12 protein-coding genes are annotated in these 17,332 nt (G+C 33.2%); 11 read left to right on the top strand and 1 reads right to left on the bottom strand.

Annotated elements, in window-relative coordinates; genetic code table 11:
* The 8 genes from wecB (at window position 1) to AC4D4A_RS05655 (ending at window position 12,095) form a co-directional block, all read left to right on the top strand.
* Window positions 1-1,128: a non-hydrolyzing UDP-N-acetylglucosamine 2-epimerase gene (gene wecB, locus AC4D4A_RS05690; RefSeq protein ID WP_490994994.1), complete on the top strand. Its 1,128-nt coding sequence runs from the start codon at window positions 1-3 to the stop codon at window positions 1,126-1,128.
* Between the two features lie 480 nt (window positions 1,129-1,608).
* Window positions 1,609-2,631 (top strand): glycosyltransferase, encoded by a 1,023-nt coding sequence (locus AC4D4A_RS05685; RefSeq protein WP_490994993.1) that lies wholly within the window; start codon window positions 1,609-1,611, stop codon window positions 2,629-2,631.
* A 57-nt stretch (window positions 2,632-2,688) separates the two neighbouring features.
* The gene (locus tag AC4D4A_RS05680; protein ID WP_490994992.1) at window positions 2,689-3,726 is read left to right on the top strand and encodes a glycosyltransferase family 2 protein; all 1,038 of its coding nucleotides are present in this window, start codon (window positions 2,689-2,691) and stop codon (window positions 3,724-3,726) included.
* A gap of 834 nt (window positions 3,727-4,560) precedes the next feature.
* Window positions 4,561-5,751, top strand: coding sequence for a polysaccharide pyruvyl transferase family protein (locus AC4D4A_RS05675; RefSeq protein WP_490994991.1), 1,191 nt, complete (start codon window positions 4,561-4,563; stop codon window positions 5,749-5,751).
* 29 nt (window positions 5,752-5,780) lie between these two features.
* The gene (locus tag AC4D4A_RS05670) at window positions 5,781-7,334 is read left to right on the top strand and encodes an oligosaccharide flippase family protein (RefSeq protein ID WP_490994990.1); all 1,554 of its coding nucleotides are present in this window, start codon (window positions 5,781-5,783) and stop codon (window positions 7,332-7,334) included.
* 58 nt (window positions 7,335-7,392) lie between these two features.
* Window positions 7,393-8,838: a Coenzyme F420 hydrogenase/dehydrogenase, beta subunit C-terminal domain gene (locus AC4D4A_RS05665; protein ID WP_490994989.1), complete on the top strand. Its 1,446-nt coding sequence runs from the start codon at window positions 7,393-7,395 to the stop codon at window positions 8,836-8,838.
* 764 nt (window positions 8,839-9,602) lie between these two features.
* Window positions 9,603-10,781: an O-antigen ligase family protein gene (locus AC4D4A_RS05660; RefSeq protein WP_490994988.1), complete on the top strand. Its 1,179-nt coding sequence runs from the start codon at window positions 9,603-9,605 to the stop codon at window positions 10,779-10,781.
* Between the two features lie 318 nt (window positions 10,782-11,099).
* Entirely contained in the window at window positions 11,100-12,095 is a 996-nt protein-coding gene (locus AC4D4A_RS05655) for a glycosyltransferase (protein ID WP_490994987.1), read from the top strand.
* 245 nt (window positions 12,096-12,340) lie between these two features.
* Here AC4D4A_RS05655 and AC4D4A_RS05650 read toward each other — a convergent pair whose 3' ends face one another.
* Entirely contained in the window at window positions 12,341-12,517 is a 177-nt protein-coding gene (locus AC4D4A_RS05650) for a competence protein ComK (protein WP_490994986.1), read from the bottom strand.
* Between the two features lie 972 nt (window positions 12,518-13,489).
* Here AC4D4A_RS05650 and galE point away from each other — a divergent pair.
* From galE to AC4D4A_RS05635, 3 genes are all read left to right on the top strand, one after another.
* Window positions 13,490-14,524: a UDP-glucose 4-epimerase GalE gene (gene galE, locus AC4D4A_RS05645; protein ID WP_490994985.1), complete on the top strand. Its 1,035-nt coding sequence runs from the start codon at window positions 13,490-13,492 to the stop codon at window positions 14,522-14,524.
* 132 nt (window positions 14,525-14,656) lie between these two features.
* The gene (locus AC4D4A_RS05640; protein ID WP_490994984.1) at window positions 14,657-15,709 is read left to right on the top strand and encodes a hypothetical protein; all 1,053 of its coding nucleotides are present in this window, start codon (window positions 14,657-14,659) and stop codon (window positions 15,707-15,709) included.
* Window positions 15,710-15,871: 162 nt separating this feature from the next.
* Window positions 15,872-17,188, top strand: a complete 1,317-nt coding sequence (locus AC4D4A_RS05635; RefSeq protein ID WP_490994983.1) for an Ig-like domain-containing protein — start codon at window positions 15,872-15,874, stop codon at window positions 17,186-17,188.
* Window positions 17,189-17,332 lie beyond the last annotated feature (144 nt).

Here is a 17,332-nt window from a genome sequence, read left to right as displayed (position 1 = left end):
ATGAAGCAATTAAAAGTTATGACAGTAGTCGGTACAAGACCTGAAATTATCAGGCTGTCTGCAGTTATCAATAAATTAGAAGAATCCAATGCGATAGAACATATTCTAGTCCATACTGGGCAGAATTATGATTATGAGTTAAACGAAGTCTTCTTTAAAGATTTTAATTTGAAGAAACCTGATTATTTTCTTAATGCGGCAACGGGCACAGCTGTAGAAACAATCGGAAATATCTTGGTTAAAATTGATCCAATTCTAGAAGAAGTAAAGCCAGAGGCCTTCTTGGTTTTAGGTGATACAAACAGCTGTCTAACGGCAATTGCTGCAAAGAGGAGACAAATCCCTATTTTCCATATGGAAGCTGGAAATAGGTGTTTTGATCAAAGGGTACCTGAGGAAACAAACAGGAAAATCGTTGATCACACTGCGGATATAAATCTCACTTACAGCGATATTGCTAGAGAATACCTATTAAGAGAGGGGTTCCCTTCAGATAGGATTATTAAAACAGGGAGCCCTATGTTTGAGGTTCTAAACTCTAGAAAAGAAGATATCGAAAAGTCGGATATTCTAGAAACACTGGGGTTGGAAGAAGGTAAATATTTTGTTGTTTCTGCTCATAGAGAAGAAAATATAGGGTCGGATACTAACTTTATTGATTTGGTTGATAGCCTAAATACAATTGCGGAGATCTACCAACTTCCTATAATAGTAAGTACTCATCCTAGAACTCAAAAAATGATTAATGCAAAAGGAATAGAGTTTAATCCACTTGTTAAAACAATGAAACCTCTCGGCTTTAATGATTATATAAAACTTCAAACGAAAGCTAAGACTGTTCTTAGTGATAGTGGCACAATTAGTGAGGAAGCATCAATTCTTGGGTTGAAAGCACTGAATATAAGGCAAGCTCATGAAAGGCCAGAAGCTATGGAAGAAGCTTCTGTGATGATGGTGGGGCTTAGGAAGGAAAGAATTCTACAGGGACTAACAGTTTTGGAAACTCAAGAGGAAATTACATTAAGGCCAGTTAGTGATTATTCGATGCCTAATGTTTCTGATAAGGTACTTAGGGTTATTCTTTCTTATACTGAATATGTTAATAGGGTTGTTTGGAGTAAAAAATGAAGGAGTTGCAAATGATTCCGACATTTGGCATTGGAAGCGTTGAGAAGTGGGAGCTAATTTCCATCAGTTATTGATTAAATAAGGGTAAAAACATTTGGATTTAATTAGTTTGTATAAATGAAAGTATAAGCACTGTAGCGGTAACCGAAATTGTTAATAGATTAAATAAAATTCCGATTTTCACTATTGTAGGATCAACTAGAGTCTTAATAGCAGATGATTTTAATTATTATTCAATGTTGATTAAATCAATAATATTTATAGATTTACATGGTGTCTTTTGGGAATCAACTATTTATTAGTTTATTATGCTATATACCAAGAAGTTTTTATCAACATACCTATTGGAATTGCTGCGGGTAGTTGGAGAATTAGGTTGTGGTACACAACTTTTTATTTGCCATAGGGTTGATTAAAGCTGTTAACTTTTGGAGGAATACTCTGATTGGAAAGAACAAAGGTTGAAGGTGGTATTAATTGGTGGCTTGTGAAGAGATGAAAATTAGTATTGTAATACCAGTTTATAATGTTGAAGATTATTTAAGAGAATGTATTGAAAGTGTAATATCACAGACATACACAAATATTGAAATTCTTCTAGTTAATGATGGGTCAACTGATAGAAGTGAAATAATTTGTAGCGAGTATGAAAGCCACTACGACTTTATAAAACTTATTAATAAGAACAATGGTGGATTATCGGATGCCAGAAATGTCGGGATACTGAACTCAACTGGTGATTATGTTATGTTTTTGGATTCTGATGATTATTGGAATGGCGATTTTTTATCGGACTTAGTTAAGTTTATTAAATGTCAAAATCTCCCTGACTTTACTTTCTATAGATTAATTTACTATTATCAGAAAAAGAACATTTTTGAAGAAAGAAAAGTCTATTTTAATTCAAAGGAATTACAGAGTAAGAATGGTATATCTTGGCTTAATTTATTACTGAAATATGATTTTAAATTTCCGTGGTTTGCATGTTGTGGAGTAATAAAAAGATCATTCATTATTGAAAACGACCTGTATTTCGAAAAGGGAAGAAACTATGAAGATGTCTTATGGACACCCAATGTGTATTTAAAAGCTAATCTTGTTGAATATTATGATAAACCACTATATGTTTATAGACTTGAACGTGATGGTCAAATAACATCTGATTTTTCAAAAAAAAATATAATAGATAGTGTGTACGTACCTATGTTTTGGTTAAAGGAATTGGAAAAATATCATATTAAAAGTGATCTTAGGGAGATGTTATTGAGAAATTTCTCAATAAGATATTTTGTGTCTATTTGGTTTGCTGGTCAATTAAATAAAGAGGATAAAAAAGAAGTTATAAATCTATTAAAACAGAATAAACAATTTCTAAAGTATGGACAAGGTTTTATTAGTAAGATAACCACATTTATTTGCAGAGTATTTGGGTTTAAAGTATGTATAAATATTTTTAAAGTAGCAATAATGATTAACCGGAAAATTAAACAACTTAAGAATTAGCCAATGCTCACTTAAATTATATTTTATTCATATACTGATTTGGTTAAGGAGTTTATTATGATAGTTAGTATAATAGTACCAGCATATAATGTTGAGGACTATATTGAGAAGACGTTAAGGTCATTAATTAATCAAACAGAAAGAAATTTTGAAGTAATAGTAGTTGATGATGGGTCAACTGATTCTACTTATCGAGTTGTTGAAAAATTTATTTTTAAAAATGGTTTAACAAATTTCAAATTAATTCAACAGGATAATAAAGGAGTCAGTTCAGCAAGAAATGAAGGATTAAGAATCGCAGCTGGTGACTATGTAATTTTCTTAGATGGTGATGATTACATCTCGGAGGATTTAATAAAGAGTATTAATATAAATTTATATAACCAAAAATCTGATATTTTTTGTTGGAGATATAATCTTGTTACTGAAAGTAACGACACAATTAAGATTTACCCCGAGGAAATAATCCCTAATACAATAAACTTAAGTAGAGATATTGCATTAGAAAGACTGATTATTGACCAAACTTTGCATATATGGACTGCTAGTATTGCTTACAAGAAAGAAATGTTAATAAGTAACAATATCCATTTTACTGAAGGATGTTCAAATGGTGAGGATCAGGAGTTCATCATTCGTTCTATATTAAGTTCTAAAAATGTTACTTTCATTAATAAAGTCCTATCCTTTTACGTTCAGAGGAAGGGATCTATATCAAATTCTTACAACATTAAAAGATTTGATGCAATTAATGCAATGAAAAGAATCTATGAAAGTATAGAACAAATTAATGATCCTAACCTAGAAAGAATAGCTGATGAAATTAAAAACGGAAAAATCATTGAGAACTTCTTTGTGAATTATAACTCTTGTGTGACATATCTTTTTTTACAGAGAAAATTATCTATCAAAAAATCCTTGGTGTTTATTAATGATGATATTGAAAAAAATTACCCGGGGTTAATAAAACTAATAAAGTCATTAATGAGAAGTTATCGAGGTCCAAATAAAAAACTAAGATTACGTATTATATTGTTTTTATATTTTCCTCAAATATATTACAAATTAATTCAAAGAATTAAATACAGAGTATGATTTCTTTGAAGAATGGAGCATTACATTGGCTATGTCAGACTTCATTCATGTGAAAATGGAAAAGGAATAGTATGACATTATACAAGTCAAACAAGACATAAAGATAAACTAGTCAATGCTGCCATGTACAGGTGAATGCTTCAGTTAACAGATTAGCTGGAAGTTGTAAAATAATCATTTTCGCTGGTTAAAACATTATTTCCCGAGTTTACTTAGTTCTTACCGTCATGGGGAAGAAGGCAATTACGTGTAATAATATATGGCCTTTCTAGTGAGCTTCATCCATAAGCAACCGGATGAACTTAAAGCAATATACCATCGGGTAGAGAGACTTAAATCCCCTAAACGAAGGAAGCCTATGCCTTATTTAAAAGTCGCTTCTAACATATTGCAATATCACAACTAGTTAGAACAGGATATCGGTAGTATCACCTGGTATTAGGTAAACCTTATCAAAGTATTGATAGAATAGAACTAGCTCAGCTCTTTTCTATACCTGGTAATAAGATGCAACAGTTGCCGATTTTCACGAGAAACTCTTAAAAGTTCCCCATGGAACCATGGAATGGATACATAGAGCACATGCTTTTAACTTAATTCGGTTGATGAAGGATTAGGATATTTCCTGTCTCCCAGATGCTATGTAATTTCTGCCTGCCTTTAAAATTCAAATTAGAAGATACGGCCCTAACGGTTGTTAATTAGATTTCACAGTACGAATCAAACCGTTGGTATACCACTATTTTAAAAGGGTGGTACATCGATTTTAAGGGTTAGTCGCCTCGTATAATAAACAACTTTTCAATATAAATTGCTTGTTAAGGAGAGAAAGTTTTGAATATATATATATATAATTGTTCAAATACATTTAATTACGGTTCTATGATGATGGGTGAAAATTTCATTAGTTATTTTAATAAAGTAACTGGCAAGAAAAATCAATACTATGTTGAAACTTTGGATGAAAGAAATATAGATAGATTGAAAATGGCCACCGGAGAAAAAGAAATTTATTCCGTACCTATGGATGCTATGTTCAAAAAGGACTTAAAGAGAGATGATTATTTACTGGCGTATATTGGATTTAAGAATATCTTAGCTGACTTTTCCAACAAGATTGATTTAGTGGTCGTTTTAGGCGGTGATGATTTTACCGAGGATTACGGATGGAAAGGCCCTGTGTTAAACGCAATTAAGTTTAATATACTTAAAAAAAATGGTTTTAAAGTTGTAATGCTTGGGCAAACAATGGGTCCGTATAAATCCTTTAGAAAGAAAGTGATGAAGCAACTTTTAAATAACTTAGATAACATATATCCGCGGGATCCAATAACTAATGATTATCTGAAAAAATTGGGAATAAAGAATATCGATATTATGGATGATTTAGCTTTGCTTCCTCTTTCTAAACAAAAAGAAATAGAGAAGACCAAAGAGTATATCACATATTGTCCTAGTGAATTAATTTATAGATACTCAAAAGATGGAAACAGAAATGAATGGATAGATTTTAACTTGTTTATGATTGATGAAATCATGGAAAAGTATCCGGATAAAAAGTTAGTATTACTTGCACATGTGTTAGAACCAGAACATGTCGATGATAGGAAAATTGCAAACGAACTTTACAATAAAGTTAAAAATAAATATAGCAATAGATTGATTGTTGAAAATAACGAGATGTATCCATATGAGGTTAGGGAATATATTCAAAAATCATTATTTACAATCTCTAGCCGAATGCATCCAGTCGTTTCTTCAATACAATGTGAAATCCCAGCAATTGCACTATCATATAGTACTAAATATTGGGGGATTATAGGGGAGAGATATGGACTTGATGAATACATTATAGATATTCGGTATTTAACCTATGATGAGATGAGAGAAAAAATAAAGTTTTTGTTGGAGAAAATTGAAAGTGACTATGGTGATATTCAGGAGAAGATGAAAACGACCAATAAGTCTGCAATTGAAACAATAGATAAAGTGTTATGCGAGATTGCCACATTAACGAAAAATTAGATAAAGAGCAATGGAAAGAAGGAACTTGTTTGAAAGTAAATCAGCTTAAAGCAGGTGCGATATTATCCTATATATCTATTTTTATTACTTTTATTATCGCCCTTCTATATACGCCGATAATGATCAGACTATTGGGCCAATCGGAGTACGGGTTGTACGCTATGATTGGCTCTGTTTCTGCTTATTTAAGTATAATGGACTTAGGGTTAGGAAATGCTATCGTACGCTATGTGGCAAGAAATCGAGCAATAGGAGATAAAGATTCTGAAGCAAGACTGAATGGCATGTTCTTGTTTTTATATTCTATCATCGGGGTTTTAACTGTTATTGTTGGATTGGTGCTTTATAACACAGTTGAAAATGTTTTCGAAAGCAACCTAACCAATGTGGAATTAGAAAAAGCAAAATTAATGATTGTTATCCTAATCATTAACTTTGCGCTTTCTTTTCCTTTATCAGTATTTGGTTCCATCCTGCAAGCGTACGAAAAGTTTATTGTTGTAAAGTTGATAGGAATAATTCGTTCAATAATGACCCCGCTAATAACCTTACCTTTTTTATTTATGGGGTATGGATCAGTTATGTTGGTCCTAGTAACAACTATACTGAATATTACTATGTTACTGTTTAATGTTTTTTATTGCTATAAGTACATCAGTATAAAGATTAACTTTGGTAAGATAGATTTTCGATTATTAAAGGAAATATTAGCCTACTCCTTTTTTATCTTTCTTGGGATAGTGGTTGACCAAGTTAACTGGAATACTGGACAAGTTATTTTAGGTGCTGTGTCTGGAACAGCAGCAGTTGCTGTGTTTGCAATCGCAATCCAATTTATTAAGCTTTATTTGCAATTTTCCACGGCTTTGAGTGGTTTGTTTTTACCAAGGATTTCAATAATGATTGCTAGAAATGCGAGTACTGATGAATTAACGAATATGATGATAAAATTTGGTAGGATTCAATATATTATTATGGCCTATATAATATGTGGCTTTATATTATTTGGACGCCCCTTTATAGAAGTATGGGCTGGTGAAAGTTATAGCTACGCCTATTATATGGCACTAATTATTATGGTTCCCATTACTATACCATTAATACAAAATCTAGGTCTTTCTATCTTGCAAGCAAAAAATTTACAGGGTTTTCGTTCTGTTGTTTTAATAGTAGTTGCTGTTGTTAACGTACTTATATCAATACCGTTGGCCAAAGTATATGGTGGTATGGGAGTTGCGGTTGGTACTGGACTGTCATATCTTATTGGAAATGCTTTTATTATGAATATCTATTATTTCCGTAGAATTAAACTGGATATTCCACTTTTCTGGAAAAATATACTGTTGATAACCATACCAGTTTTAATCTCATTAATCGCAGGTTCCGTATTAAACCTTTTAATCCCACAAGGTGGCCTTTTGGCTTTTGTCTTTAAGATTGTACTATTTTCTTTGATTTATTCTATTTTAATCTGGATTCTTGGGTTTGATAAGTATGAGAAGGAGTTAGTATTAGCTTCTAAAAGAATTGTTAGAAATATCATAGAAAAAATGAAAAGCAAAAATAAATTACTTTTTAAATAATGATTATTATAGTTTTGTAAGATGATAAAAATTCAGTTAGGCGGGTGTGCTTAGCAATATGAGTGATACAAGTGAATACATCAATACTATAGTTAAAAACGATTACACATATGGAACTGGGGCATGTGCAGTAGTAAATAAAAATGTGAAAATGGAATTAAATGAATTCGGGGAATACAGACCCCATTTTAGAAAACACTTTGAAATTGAAGGGCAACAAGAGAATAACATATCAATGTTATCGGTATGTCCTAATGCAAATGTAAGTCCAAATGAGGATGAAATTAGTAGAAAACTTTATGCAGATGTTCCTGGCATAAAATATGATAAACGGATAGGGTACTATAAAGATCTCTATGCTGGCCATGTGGTAGAAGGCAGTTACCGTGAAAATGCAAGCTCAGGTGGGTTTGGTACATGGATTTTTAAGGAGTTACTTGAGAGAAAACTAATTGATGGAGTAATTCATGTTAAGGAAAATAAAGATAAGAAAGATCCATTACTTTTTAAATATGATATATCTAGAACAATAGAAGAGTTACAGGAAGGAGCTAAGACAAAATACTATCCTGTAGAATTGTCACAAGTAATTAACAAATTAAAGGAAGTACCTGGTCGTTACGCTATAATTGGTATCCCCAGTTTCATAATGGCAATAAGACTCCTATCGGAACAGGACCCAATTATTAAGGAAAGAATTAAGTTTACGGTAGGTCTAATTTGTGGTCATCAAAAAAGTGCCAAATTTGCTGATTGTTTGGCTTGGCAGGTAGGAATACATCCTGGAGATTTAAAGTTTATTAATTTTAGAAAAAAAATCCCTAATGAACCTGCAAATAATTATGGTGTTGAAATGACCGGTATTGTTAATGGCAAGGAGATTACAGTTGTTAAAAAGATGAATGAACTATTAGGTCATGACTGGGGACAGGGATATTTTAAGAGTAATGCTTCAGATTTTACTGATGATGTGATGAATGAAACTGCTGATATTACGTTAGGGGACGCATGGCTACCAGAATATACTTCCGATAGTAAAGGAAACAATGTTATTCTCGTCCGTAATGAAATAATATCGAATATTCTTGAAGACGGTATTAAAACAAAAAAAGTAAAATTAGATAATATAAGTGTAGAAACTATTGTAAAATCACAATCAAGTCATTTTCAACACACACGTGAGGAGCTTGGATATAGGTTATATAAAAAAGATCAAATAGGGCATTGGCGTCCAGAAAAAAGAATGCCGGCCTCCAGGAATATTCCTTTTATTAGAAAAATGATTCAAGATTTACGAATGGAGATATCCAAACAAAGTCATATAGGCTTTAAAAAAGCAGTAGAATTAGGTGATTTGAATTACTTTATTAAGCATATGGAAAGATATACAAAAAGATATAACAGACTATATTATATTAAATCCATTTTAGACCTGGGTCCCAAAAATATAATAGTAAAGATACCTGGCAAAATTATTAGAAAAATTAAGAACGTAAGAATATAACTAAAGGGTCTGAAAGTTGCTCTCAGGTATATAGGCTGAGTAATTATGTAATTTGTTATCTTATTCGTCCACTTTGTAATCGTCTAGTGCAATTCTGGTCTTGCCTATCCAAGCCATAGCTTAATCAATTACTTCCCATTATGCATTGCATATGATGTTAACTGATCTTACAATGCTACAGATGCGGAATCATTTAGAAAAGGTTCCGACTTTGGCTATATGCCCCGTTTTCTTAAGGAATCTAATAGTGTGCGAAACGTGTAAGCACATTTTAATCAACAGATGATGGAATTCATCCGGGATGACCGTAAGAAAAAAACATTTAACTGTGCTAAAGATAAAATAAATGATATTCTGATTATTAAATACTAAAGATGGTGAACTAGCCTAGCAGGGTTAGTTGGCCATCTTTTTATTTTCTCTGCTTTTAAAGGCTATGGGTAAACGGCAGCTCCTGTATTTCTTCCATGTAGGATACTAGTACTTTCAACAAATATCATAGGATAACGACTTAACCGGCTTTACCAGTTAATGTTTGGCTACTCTTTACATTTTAGTCTTCTTTCTCCTTTTAACATGACCAAGTGTCACAAAAAATTAATAATGCTAAAAATCTTCTTCAAATTATTATAATTCCACAAAAGACTGTTTTGCATTATATAATATAATTTGGCATTGGATACTACAGTAACTACCTATGATTGAATTACTATGTAGTATAAAATAAGAATTACTGTAATAATAAAATAACAAGGAGTAATATTTTGAAATTTAAAAATATATTTTATACCTTTCTTTTTTTGTTTGGTTTAATAAACCTTTTTTCTTTTATTGATATTCCCCAAAGAGGGTTTTTCTATACTTTAAAACTAATAGGATTTGTTGCATTAACCCTTGTTCTTGTTCTACCAGTCATGAAACCTAATTACGGTTTTAGTAAATCAAATATTCCTATATTAATTGGGCTTTACATTTGGGTATTGGCGCTTGCTGCATCTTTATTTTTGACACCAAGTAATATAATGTCTGGGCTAATTTCTATAATAGGGTATATATTATTGGGTACTTTTGCGTTTATGTTATTACCTAGTAGGTTTAAATCTAGGGAGGAGTATATTAAGATCAATACTACTTGGTTCTTGTCAGTCGCAACAGGATTGGCAATTGCAATACTCCTTTCGGTTATAGGTGTTACGGAACAATACTACATAGATCCACAGTATTTCCGGTTAAGATATACCTTCTCTTTCATAAACCCTAATTTCCTAGGTTTATTTTGTTATATACTGATCTTGATTTTATTAAAAAACCTTATATTCAGAAAGGGTACACGTAAATCAACAATCATATCTATTATTCTGATGTGTATAGTTTTATATATCCTTCTATTAACTGATAGCCGTACTCCTTTGTACTCATTAATAATTTGGATTGTTGTATATTTTTCACTAAGAGTCTTTAAAAATGCTAAAGTTAAAATTATACTTTTAATGGTATTTCTTATAATTTTTGTATTTGTTTTATTTAACCTATCTTTCAACTTTCAAACGATTGACCAGTTACTAAGCTTTCGAATGACGAATTGGTCGAATTTAATTCAAAGTTTGACTGGTTACGAGTGGATTTTTGGAAAAGGAATTGGAATCCTTGCATCAGAGTTAGGTGTGGGGACGTATGATAATTCGTATATAAGTTTATTTATTCAAAATGGTTTATTAGGATTTGGAACGTTCATATTATTTATCTTGATAATAGTTTATAAAATATTCAAAGTAGATAATTACAAATATAAATCAATAGCGATAGCTACTCTTATAAGTTGGATGACCTATGGATTGTTCGAAAGTGCTTTTTTTGCTATTGGTAATCTAGCGAGTATCTATATATGGTCTGACATAGGATTATTAATTTCTATTAAGGACGCGAAGAGGGAAGGTGGCTAAATACCACCATTTGTTGCACTGTTCTTAATTGAATTTTTTACTGCTACAATGTGTAATACCCTATAAAAATAAAGATTGTGCAAATTTAAGTTTCCAGTACGGGATAGCAAGGGGAGAGCCATTAGCATATTTGTTTACAGTTGACGCAGACGCATGTTAATAGCTAACAAACTTCACAACCATATATCTGTAACAATAGTGTTACGGCCCTTAAAACTTGCATAATAAAGAGCTAAAGTTTCCTGTAAGGATTGTTTTGAAATGAAACAAGTGTGGTCATAGATTCATATATAATAATATTGAAAAAAGAGGGTAATCATGAAAAAAACAGTTTTAGTATTCGATGTACCTGCAGAGCATGGTGGAGCACTTACCGTACTTAATCAATTTCATGAAAAGGCAATTAATGATCAAAACAAAAATTGGATTTTTGTTACTAGTTCTCCAAAGCTTAGTGAAAATGAAAATATTAAAAATATTAGATTTCCATGGATTAAAAAAAGTTGGTTTCATAGGCTTTTTTTTGATAAGGTGATTGCCCCGGGGTTAGTTAAAAAGTATAAGGCAGATGAAGTATTATCTTTGCAAAATGTAATAATACCAAGGGTTAATGTGCCGCAGACAGTTTATGTACATCAATCTCTTCCCTTTATAGATAAACGATTTTCATGGATAGAGAACAAGAAATTCTGGGTGTATCAAAATATTATTGGCAAAATGATATTTAAATCAATCTCTCAGGCGGACAAAGTGATAGTACAGACTAAGTGGATGAAAGAGGCATGTATTAAGAAGGCTAAAATAAATGCAACGAAAATTATTTTAGACCCTCCTAAATTCGATGTACATATTGAACACAAATTTATTGATACTAACAAAAATTACAGAACCTTTTTTTATCCTGCTGATGGATTTGAATATAAGAATCACGCAGTAATAATTAAAGCTTTGAATATTCTTAAAGAAAGTGGAATTGATAACTTTCAAGTGATTTTTACCTTATCGGGTGAAGAATCACCTCATACTAAAAAAATGTTGAATGATTCAATGGAGTTACCAATATCGTTTGTAGGGAGAATGCCATACAAGGATGTACTGCAACAATATACAAAATCAGTTTTAATTTTCCCTTCATATGTCGAGACTTTTGGTTTGCCATTACTAGAAGCTAAAGTCTGCGAATCACCAATAATTGCATCCGATATGGCATTTTCACACGAAATATTAGATGAATACCCACATGTAAAGTTCTTTGACCCATTTGATGAGAAAGAGCTTGCCGAGACAATGAAAGTTGTAATGGCAAACAATTAATGAGCAATCGGATAAAATTTTACAGTAAGTCAGTTAGAAAAGGGTCAAAAGAGAGCAGTCCAATATGGGTTTCAATATTGTCGCTTTCGACTATACCGTGCAGTGAAAACTGCCTAGTCTAATCAATGATTGGGTATAAAAATGAAACAGGCTGTTTTTCCATGGAAAGGGGTCGTTCAAAAAAGGGATTGACGAGACATTGCTTTGAAAGGTGGAAGAACTGGTCGGGAAGATCACAATCCTTTTCAGTGGATTGACGATGATCGGGCACATCTGGACCGCACCAGCAGATGTCTGGCAGCCTCTCTGGCGCCTTTAAAGGTGTGGCCTACATACAAGATGCTGTAATGGATAATGTCGTTTGGAGACTGGTCCACGATAAAAATTCGGTTGGTTTCGGTGATGAGGGCACAGCTTTCCATTGCGGTCGCGCTGGCCTGACATATACATAAACTGCGGGTTGATAATGTAATAGGATTGGATCGTCACAATACTTGGCTCCTTCGACAGCAGTTCTGCTGGATAATGGGTTGGGCAGATCATACAGATTGGTGGTCGGTGTCTTTTACACAGCGAATGGAATGTGCGCCCGGAAAGATGAATGCCAGACGCGGGTGCTAATATGAAAAGCTCTCACAGCTTAAGCGTGGAGGGAATTACATCGATTCCTTTTTTACCTCTGGTAGGGCCAGCGTTCCTCCTTGGCATGATTGCCCCCTTTATACCTGAAATTTTCTCAGAAAACCGCAAAAAACTACTCGAAGAATTCTTCCTTAAACTTCAAAATAAATCTAGGAAAATTGATCCAGAATGCAGAAGATATCTAGGTAAATGAAAACAGTAAACACCGTTTCTACAAGAGAATCTTTGTGAAAACATTTGATGAAGTGTACCAAAGCAGTTTAATCTGACGATTTACAGCATCATGCTCAAGTTTTCAAATATAAAATCATGAGGAGTTTTACCAGTTAGACTTAGTTGCGCTATAGCACCATAGGAGCTGTACTAAGAGGAAAAAAGTATGCGTCTATTACTATTTTCATGGCTGAATGAAGTCAGAACTTCGGGTCAATCCCTCTTCAGATTTCACAAAGGCTACTCGTTTTCAAGAGAGAAGCTTTTTCTTCTTTTTTTATTTTATCATTACTAAACGTTACAAAAATTCGAAGGCCTGTTGTTTAATTTCTAAAGTTGTTAAATTTGTAGTTGATTCTAACCCAAGGTCGCATGAGATTTCATTTAAAGTTTACGGATTGGTATTGTGAGAAATATGATGTAAAATAAAAAGGTATAAGAAGAGGAGATTAAAATTTTTTAGATACACTAGACTCTCCTTTGATAATAAATATACAAAATGCTTATAAAAATAAAAAGACATTGGCGGAGTGGTAAAAATGGCAATATTAGTGACCGGTGGATCTGGGTATATTGGTAGTCATACATGTATAGAATTATTAAATGCTGGTTATGAGATTGTTGTCCTTGATAACTTTTCTAATAGTAAGCCAGAGTCGTTGCATAGAATAAAAGAGATAACAGGTAAGAACTTTCCTTTCTACGAAAATGACTTACTGGATAGTAAGAGTATAGAGAAGGTATTTTTGGATAATCAAATTGATGCTGTTATTCACTTTGCAGGGCTAAAGGCCGTAGGAGAATCAGTTTCTATTCCCCTTTATTACTATCACAATAATCTTATAGGAACTCTAATTCTCTGTGATGTAATGATGAAACATGGTGTCAAAAACCTTGTATTTAGTTCCTCTGCAACTGTTTATGGGGTTCCAAATCAAGTACCTATTTCAGAGGATTTTTCATTAAGCGCAACAAATCCTTATGGTCGCACAAAATTAATGATTGAAGAGATTTTGAGAGATTTATATGTATCAGATCCTTCATGGAGTATTGCTTTATTGCGTTATTTCAATCCAATAGGGGCGCATGAGAGTGGTTTAATTGGAGAGGATCCAAACGGTATTCCTAACAATCTTATGCCATATATCACTCAAGTGGCAGTTGGAAAACTAAAAGAATTACAGGTATATGGAAATGATTATCCAACTGTAGATGGGACAGGTGTAAGAGACTATATCCATGTCGTTGATTTGGCTATGGGACATTTAAAAGCATTAGAAAAGGTAATGTCAAGCAATGGAGTAGAAGCTTATAATCTAGGAACAGGTAAGGGTTACAGTGTACTTGAAATGATTAAAGCTTTTGAGGAAGCATCAGGTAGACAAGTTCCTTATCGAATCGTAGATAGAAGGCCCGGAGATGTAGCCATCTGTTACGCAGATCCTTCCAAAGCTAAAAAGGAACTGGGTTGGGTAGCAGAAAGAGGAATTCAAGAAATGTGTAGGGATTCTTGGAGATGGCAAGAAAAGAATCCGAATGGTTATGATAGTAAAGTTTTGAATGTTAAACAATAATTATGGAAAGGCTTTTGTTTAGCCTTTCCATAATTTTTTTATGGGGGGATAAGACAACACTACAAAGTATAAAACGGAGTAACTATAACAACCAAGAGAAGTGAAATCTTTATTGGCGGCCTTACAGGGCATATGACAAACTCTACAATCAAAAATAGTTTTAGCTATGGAAATATTACAGCGAACAAACCTAAAATTAATGGACACGTAACAGCAGGGACTCTAGCTGGTATCGCGAATAGTTCTTCCTCAATTATGAACAGCTATAGTATTGGTAGATTGGCCGTTTTTGGTAAAGCGTATGACAGTACGACGAGTGTTCTTTCAAAGGGAAATCCAAAGGTAGTAAATAGTTATTATCATAAGGATTATCTCTCCAAGTCAACCAGTGATGAACTTGCCAGATCTGTTGAACAATTGAAAGAACAATCAACCTATCAAGGATTTGATTTTGAAAATGTTTGGATAATGGATAAGGAGTCTATATATCCCTTTCCAAAACTCAGATCAACTCAATTACAACTTAGTGAGAACACCACAGATTTTGCCAGTGGGATGGGAACTGCGTTTAGTCCTTATAAAATTTCAAAGCCGGAACATTTACAAGCGATTAGAGGAAAGGAAAATTCCTTTTTTGAGCTTGTGAATGATATTAATCTATCGGCTATCTCGGCATATGAGCCAATCGGAACAGCCGCTGTTCCATTTGCAGGTTCACTGAATGGTAATGGGTACACCATATCCGGTATGAATATTGATATGATTGCTGATAAGGAAATAACAGTTGGATTATTTGGATTTGTTGCCTTTTCAAATATAAAGGATGTTAAGGTACTTGATAGTACGATTAAGATTAGCAGAAGCAATGTTAAGAAGATGGTCTATGCCGGTGGATTAGCCGGAGTTATTACCGATTCAAAAATATCAGGAATCACTGTTAACAATAACATTTCTTTGAGATCGAGATATATCATTTATACTGGTGGAATAGCTGGACAAATTTCTAATAGTGACCTATCAAATAGTGGAAATATAGGTGACATATACGCCGAATCACTAGACTATGAGAGTTATACTGGAGGATTACTCGGTACTGCTATAGATTCAAGTATATTAAAAAAGTCTATAACAGTGGAAAAGTTAAAGCCAGTTCTAATCATTATGAGGCGTGCTCTGGAGGAGTAAGTGGATTACTAATAAGGAGTCAGCTTATTGATGCCTACAATTTAGGAAACATATATGCTGGTAGTTGGAGCGGTACACCGAGTGCCGGTGCTTTATCAAGTACAGCAACATCCTCTGAGATTTTAAGAGCCTATAGTTATTGGTAAGGTAGAGAAAAGCTCATTGAGTGGTTCCAGGGATGGTGGATTAATAGACAGTGTATCTGATACAGATCTATCATCCAGTTATTATTTCAACAGTTTACAAAACAAAGTAACAGAAGATCCATATTTCCAAAAGTTAAAAGATCCTTCCACTTTCGAAGGCTTCGATTTTAATGGGGTATGGAAAATGGGAGAGAATGATCATTATCCATTCCCAGTTCTGGTAGAACCAGAGTTTGCAGCTCTTGAAAAAACAGAAAACATTAAGTTTAAAAGTTTTCCATTGAAGCAAGTTTATGTGGAAGGTGAACAGCTTGACTTAACGGGTGCTGTACTTGAGGTTGATTCAAATTTCCTAAGGAAATATGAGGTACAGGTAACTCCTGAAATGCTGACAAGAAAATTTTTCCCTTACCAGCTGGGAGAACAAACTTTATCCGTTTCATACGGAAATTATTCAATCGACTTTACTGTTACGGTAAAACAAGCGGATATAACCCCTCCCCAGGTAAAAGGTGTGTCAAATAATCGCTACTATAATAAAGATGTGACAATTACTTTTAATGATGGTACCGCAACGCTGAATGGAAAAGCATTTAAGAGCGGGACTGTTGTCAAAGCGGCAGGTGTGTATACACTCACTGTTACTGATACAGCCGGAAACAAATCAACCGTGAAATTTACGATAGGTAAAACGGCTCCAAAGATAACAGGTGTTACGAACAATGCTTTCTATAATAAAAATGTTAAAGTCGTTTTTAATGAAGGAAATGCAAGTATGAATGGAAAAGCGTTTAAGAGTGGAACATTTATTAAAGCTGCTGGAAGATACACTTTAATAGTGACAGATATAGCCGGAAACAAATCAACGGTGAAGTTCACAATTGATAAAACAGCCCCGAAGATATCAGGGGTTAAAATTAATACTCATTATAGAAAAAATGTCAAAATTACTTTCAATGAAGGCAAAGCAACCTTGAACAAGGTGGCATTTAAAAGTGGGTCTACAGTTAAAAATGCAAAGTCATATACATTGATCGTTACAGACTCAGCTGGAAATAAAACCAAGGTCAAATTTACGATTGACAAAACAGCACCAGCTAAACCGAAGGTAAATACAGTCAAGAGGACGCACACAACTGTGACCGGTACTGCAGAAAAGCATTCAACTGTTACGGTTAAAGCCGGAAAAAAGGTAATTGGAACAGCAACTACCAACAAATATGGTAAATATAAAGTAAAAATTTCAAAACAAAAGAAAAATAAAGCCTTGTATGTATCAGCAAAAGATAAGGCAGGGAATGTAAGTAAGAGTACGAAAATAGTAGTAAAGTGAAGCGGATAAAGTTCATATATATTAAAAAAACAGCGGAGAAATTGATTATGATTTCTTCGCTTTTTACTAGATAATTACTAAGCAAGTTATATTGGAAGAATGTTTGCTATTAAATGGTAAGGTAAATGAAAAAAGAATGGAATT

It is taken from the genome of Pradoshia sp. Z5_111, assembly GCF_058267535.1.
This window is presented reverse-complemented; position numbering and strand designations above follow the sequence as displayed.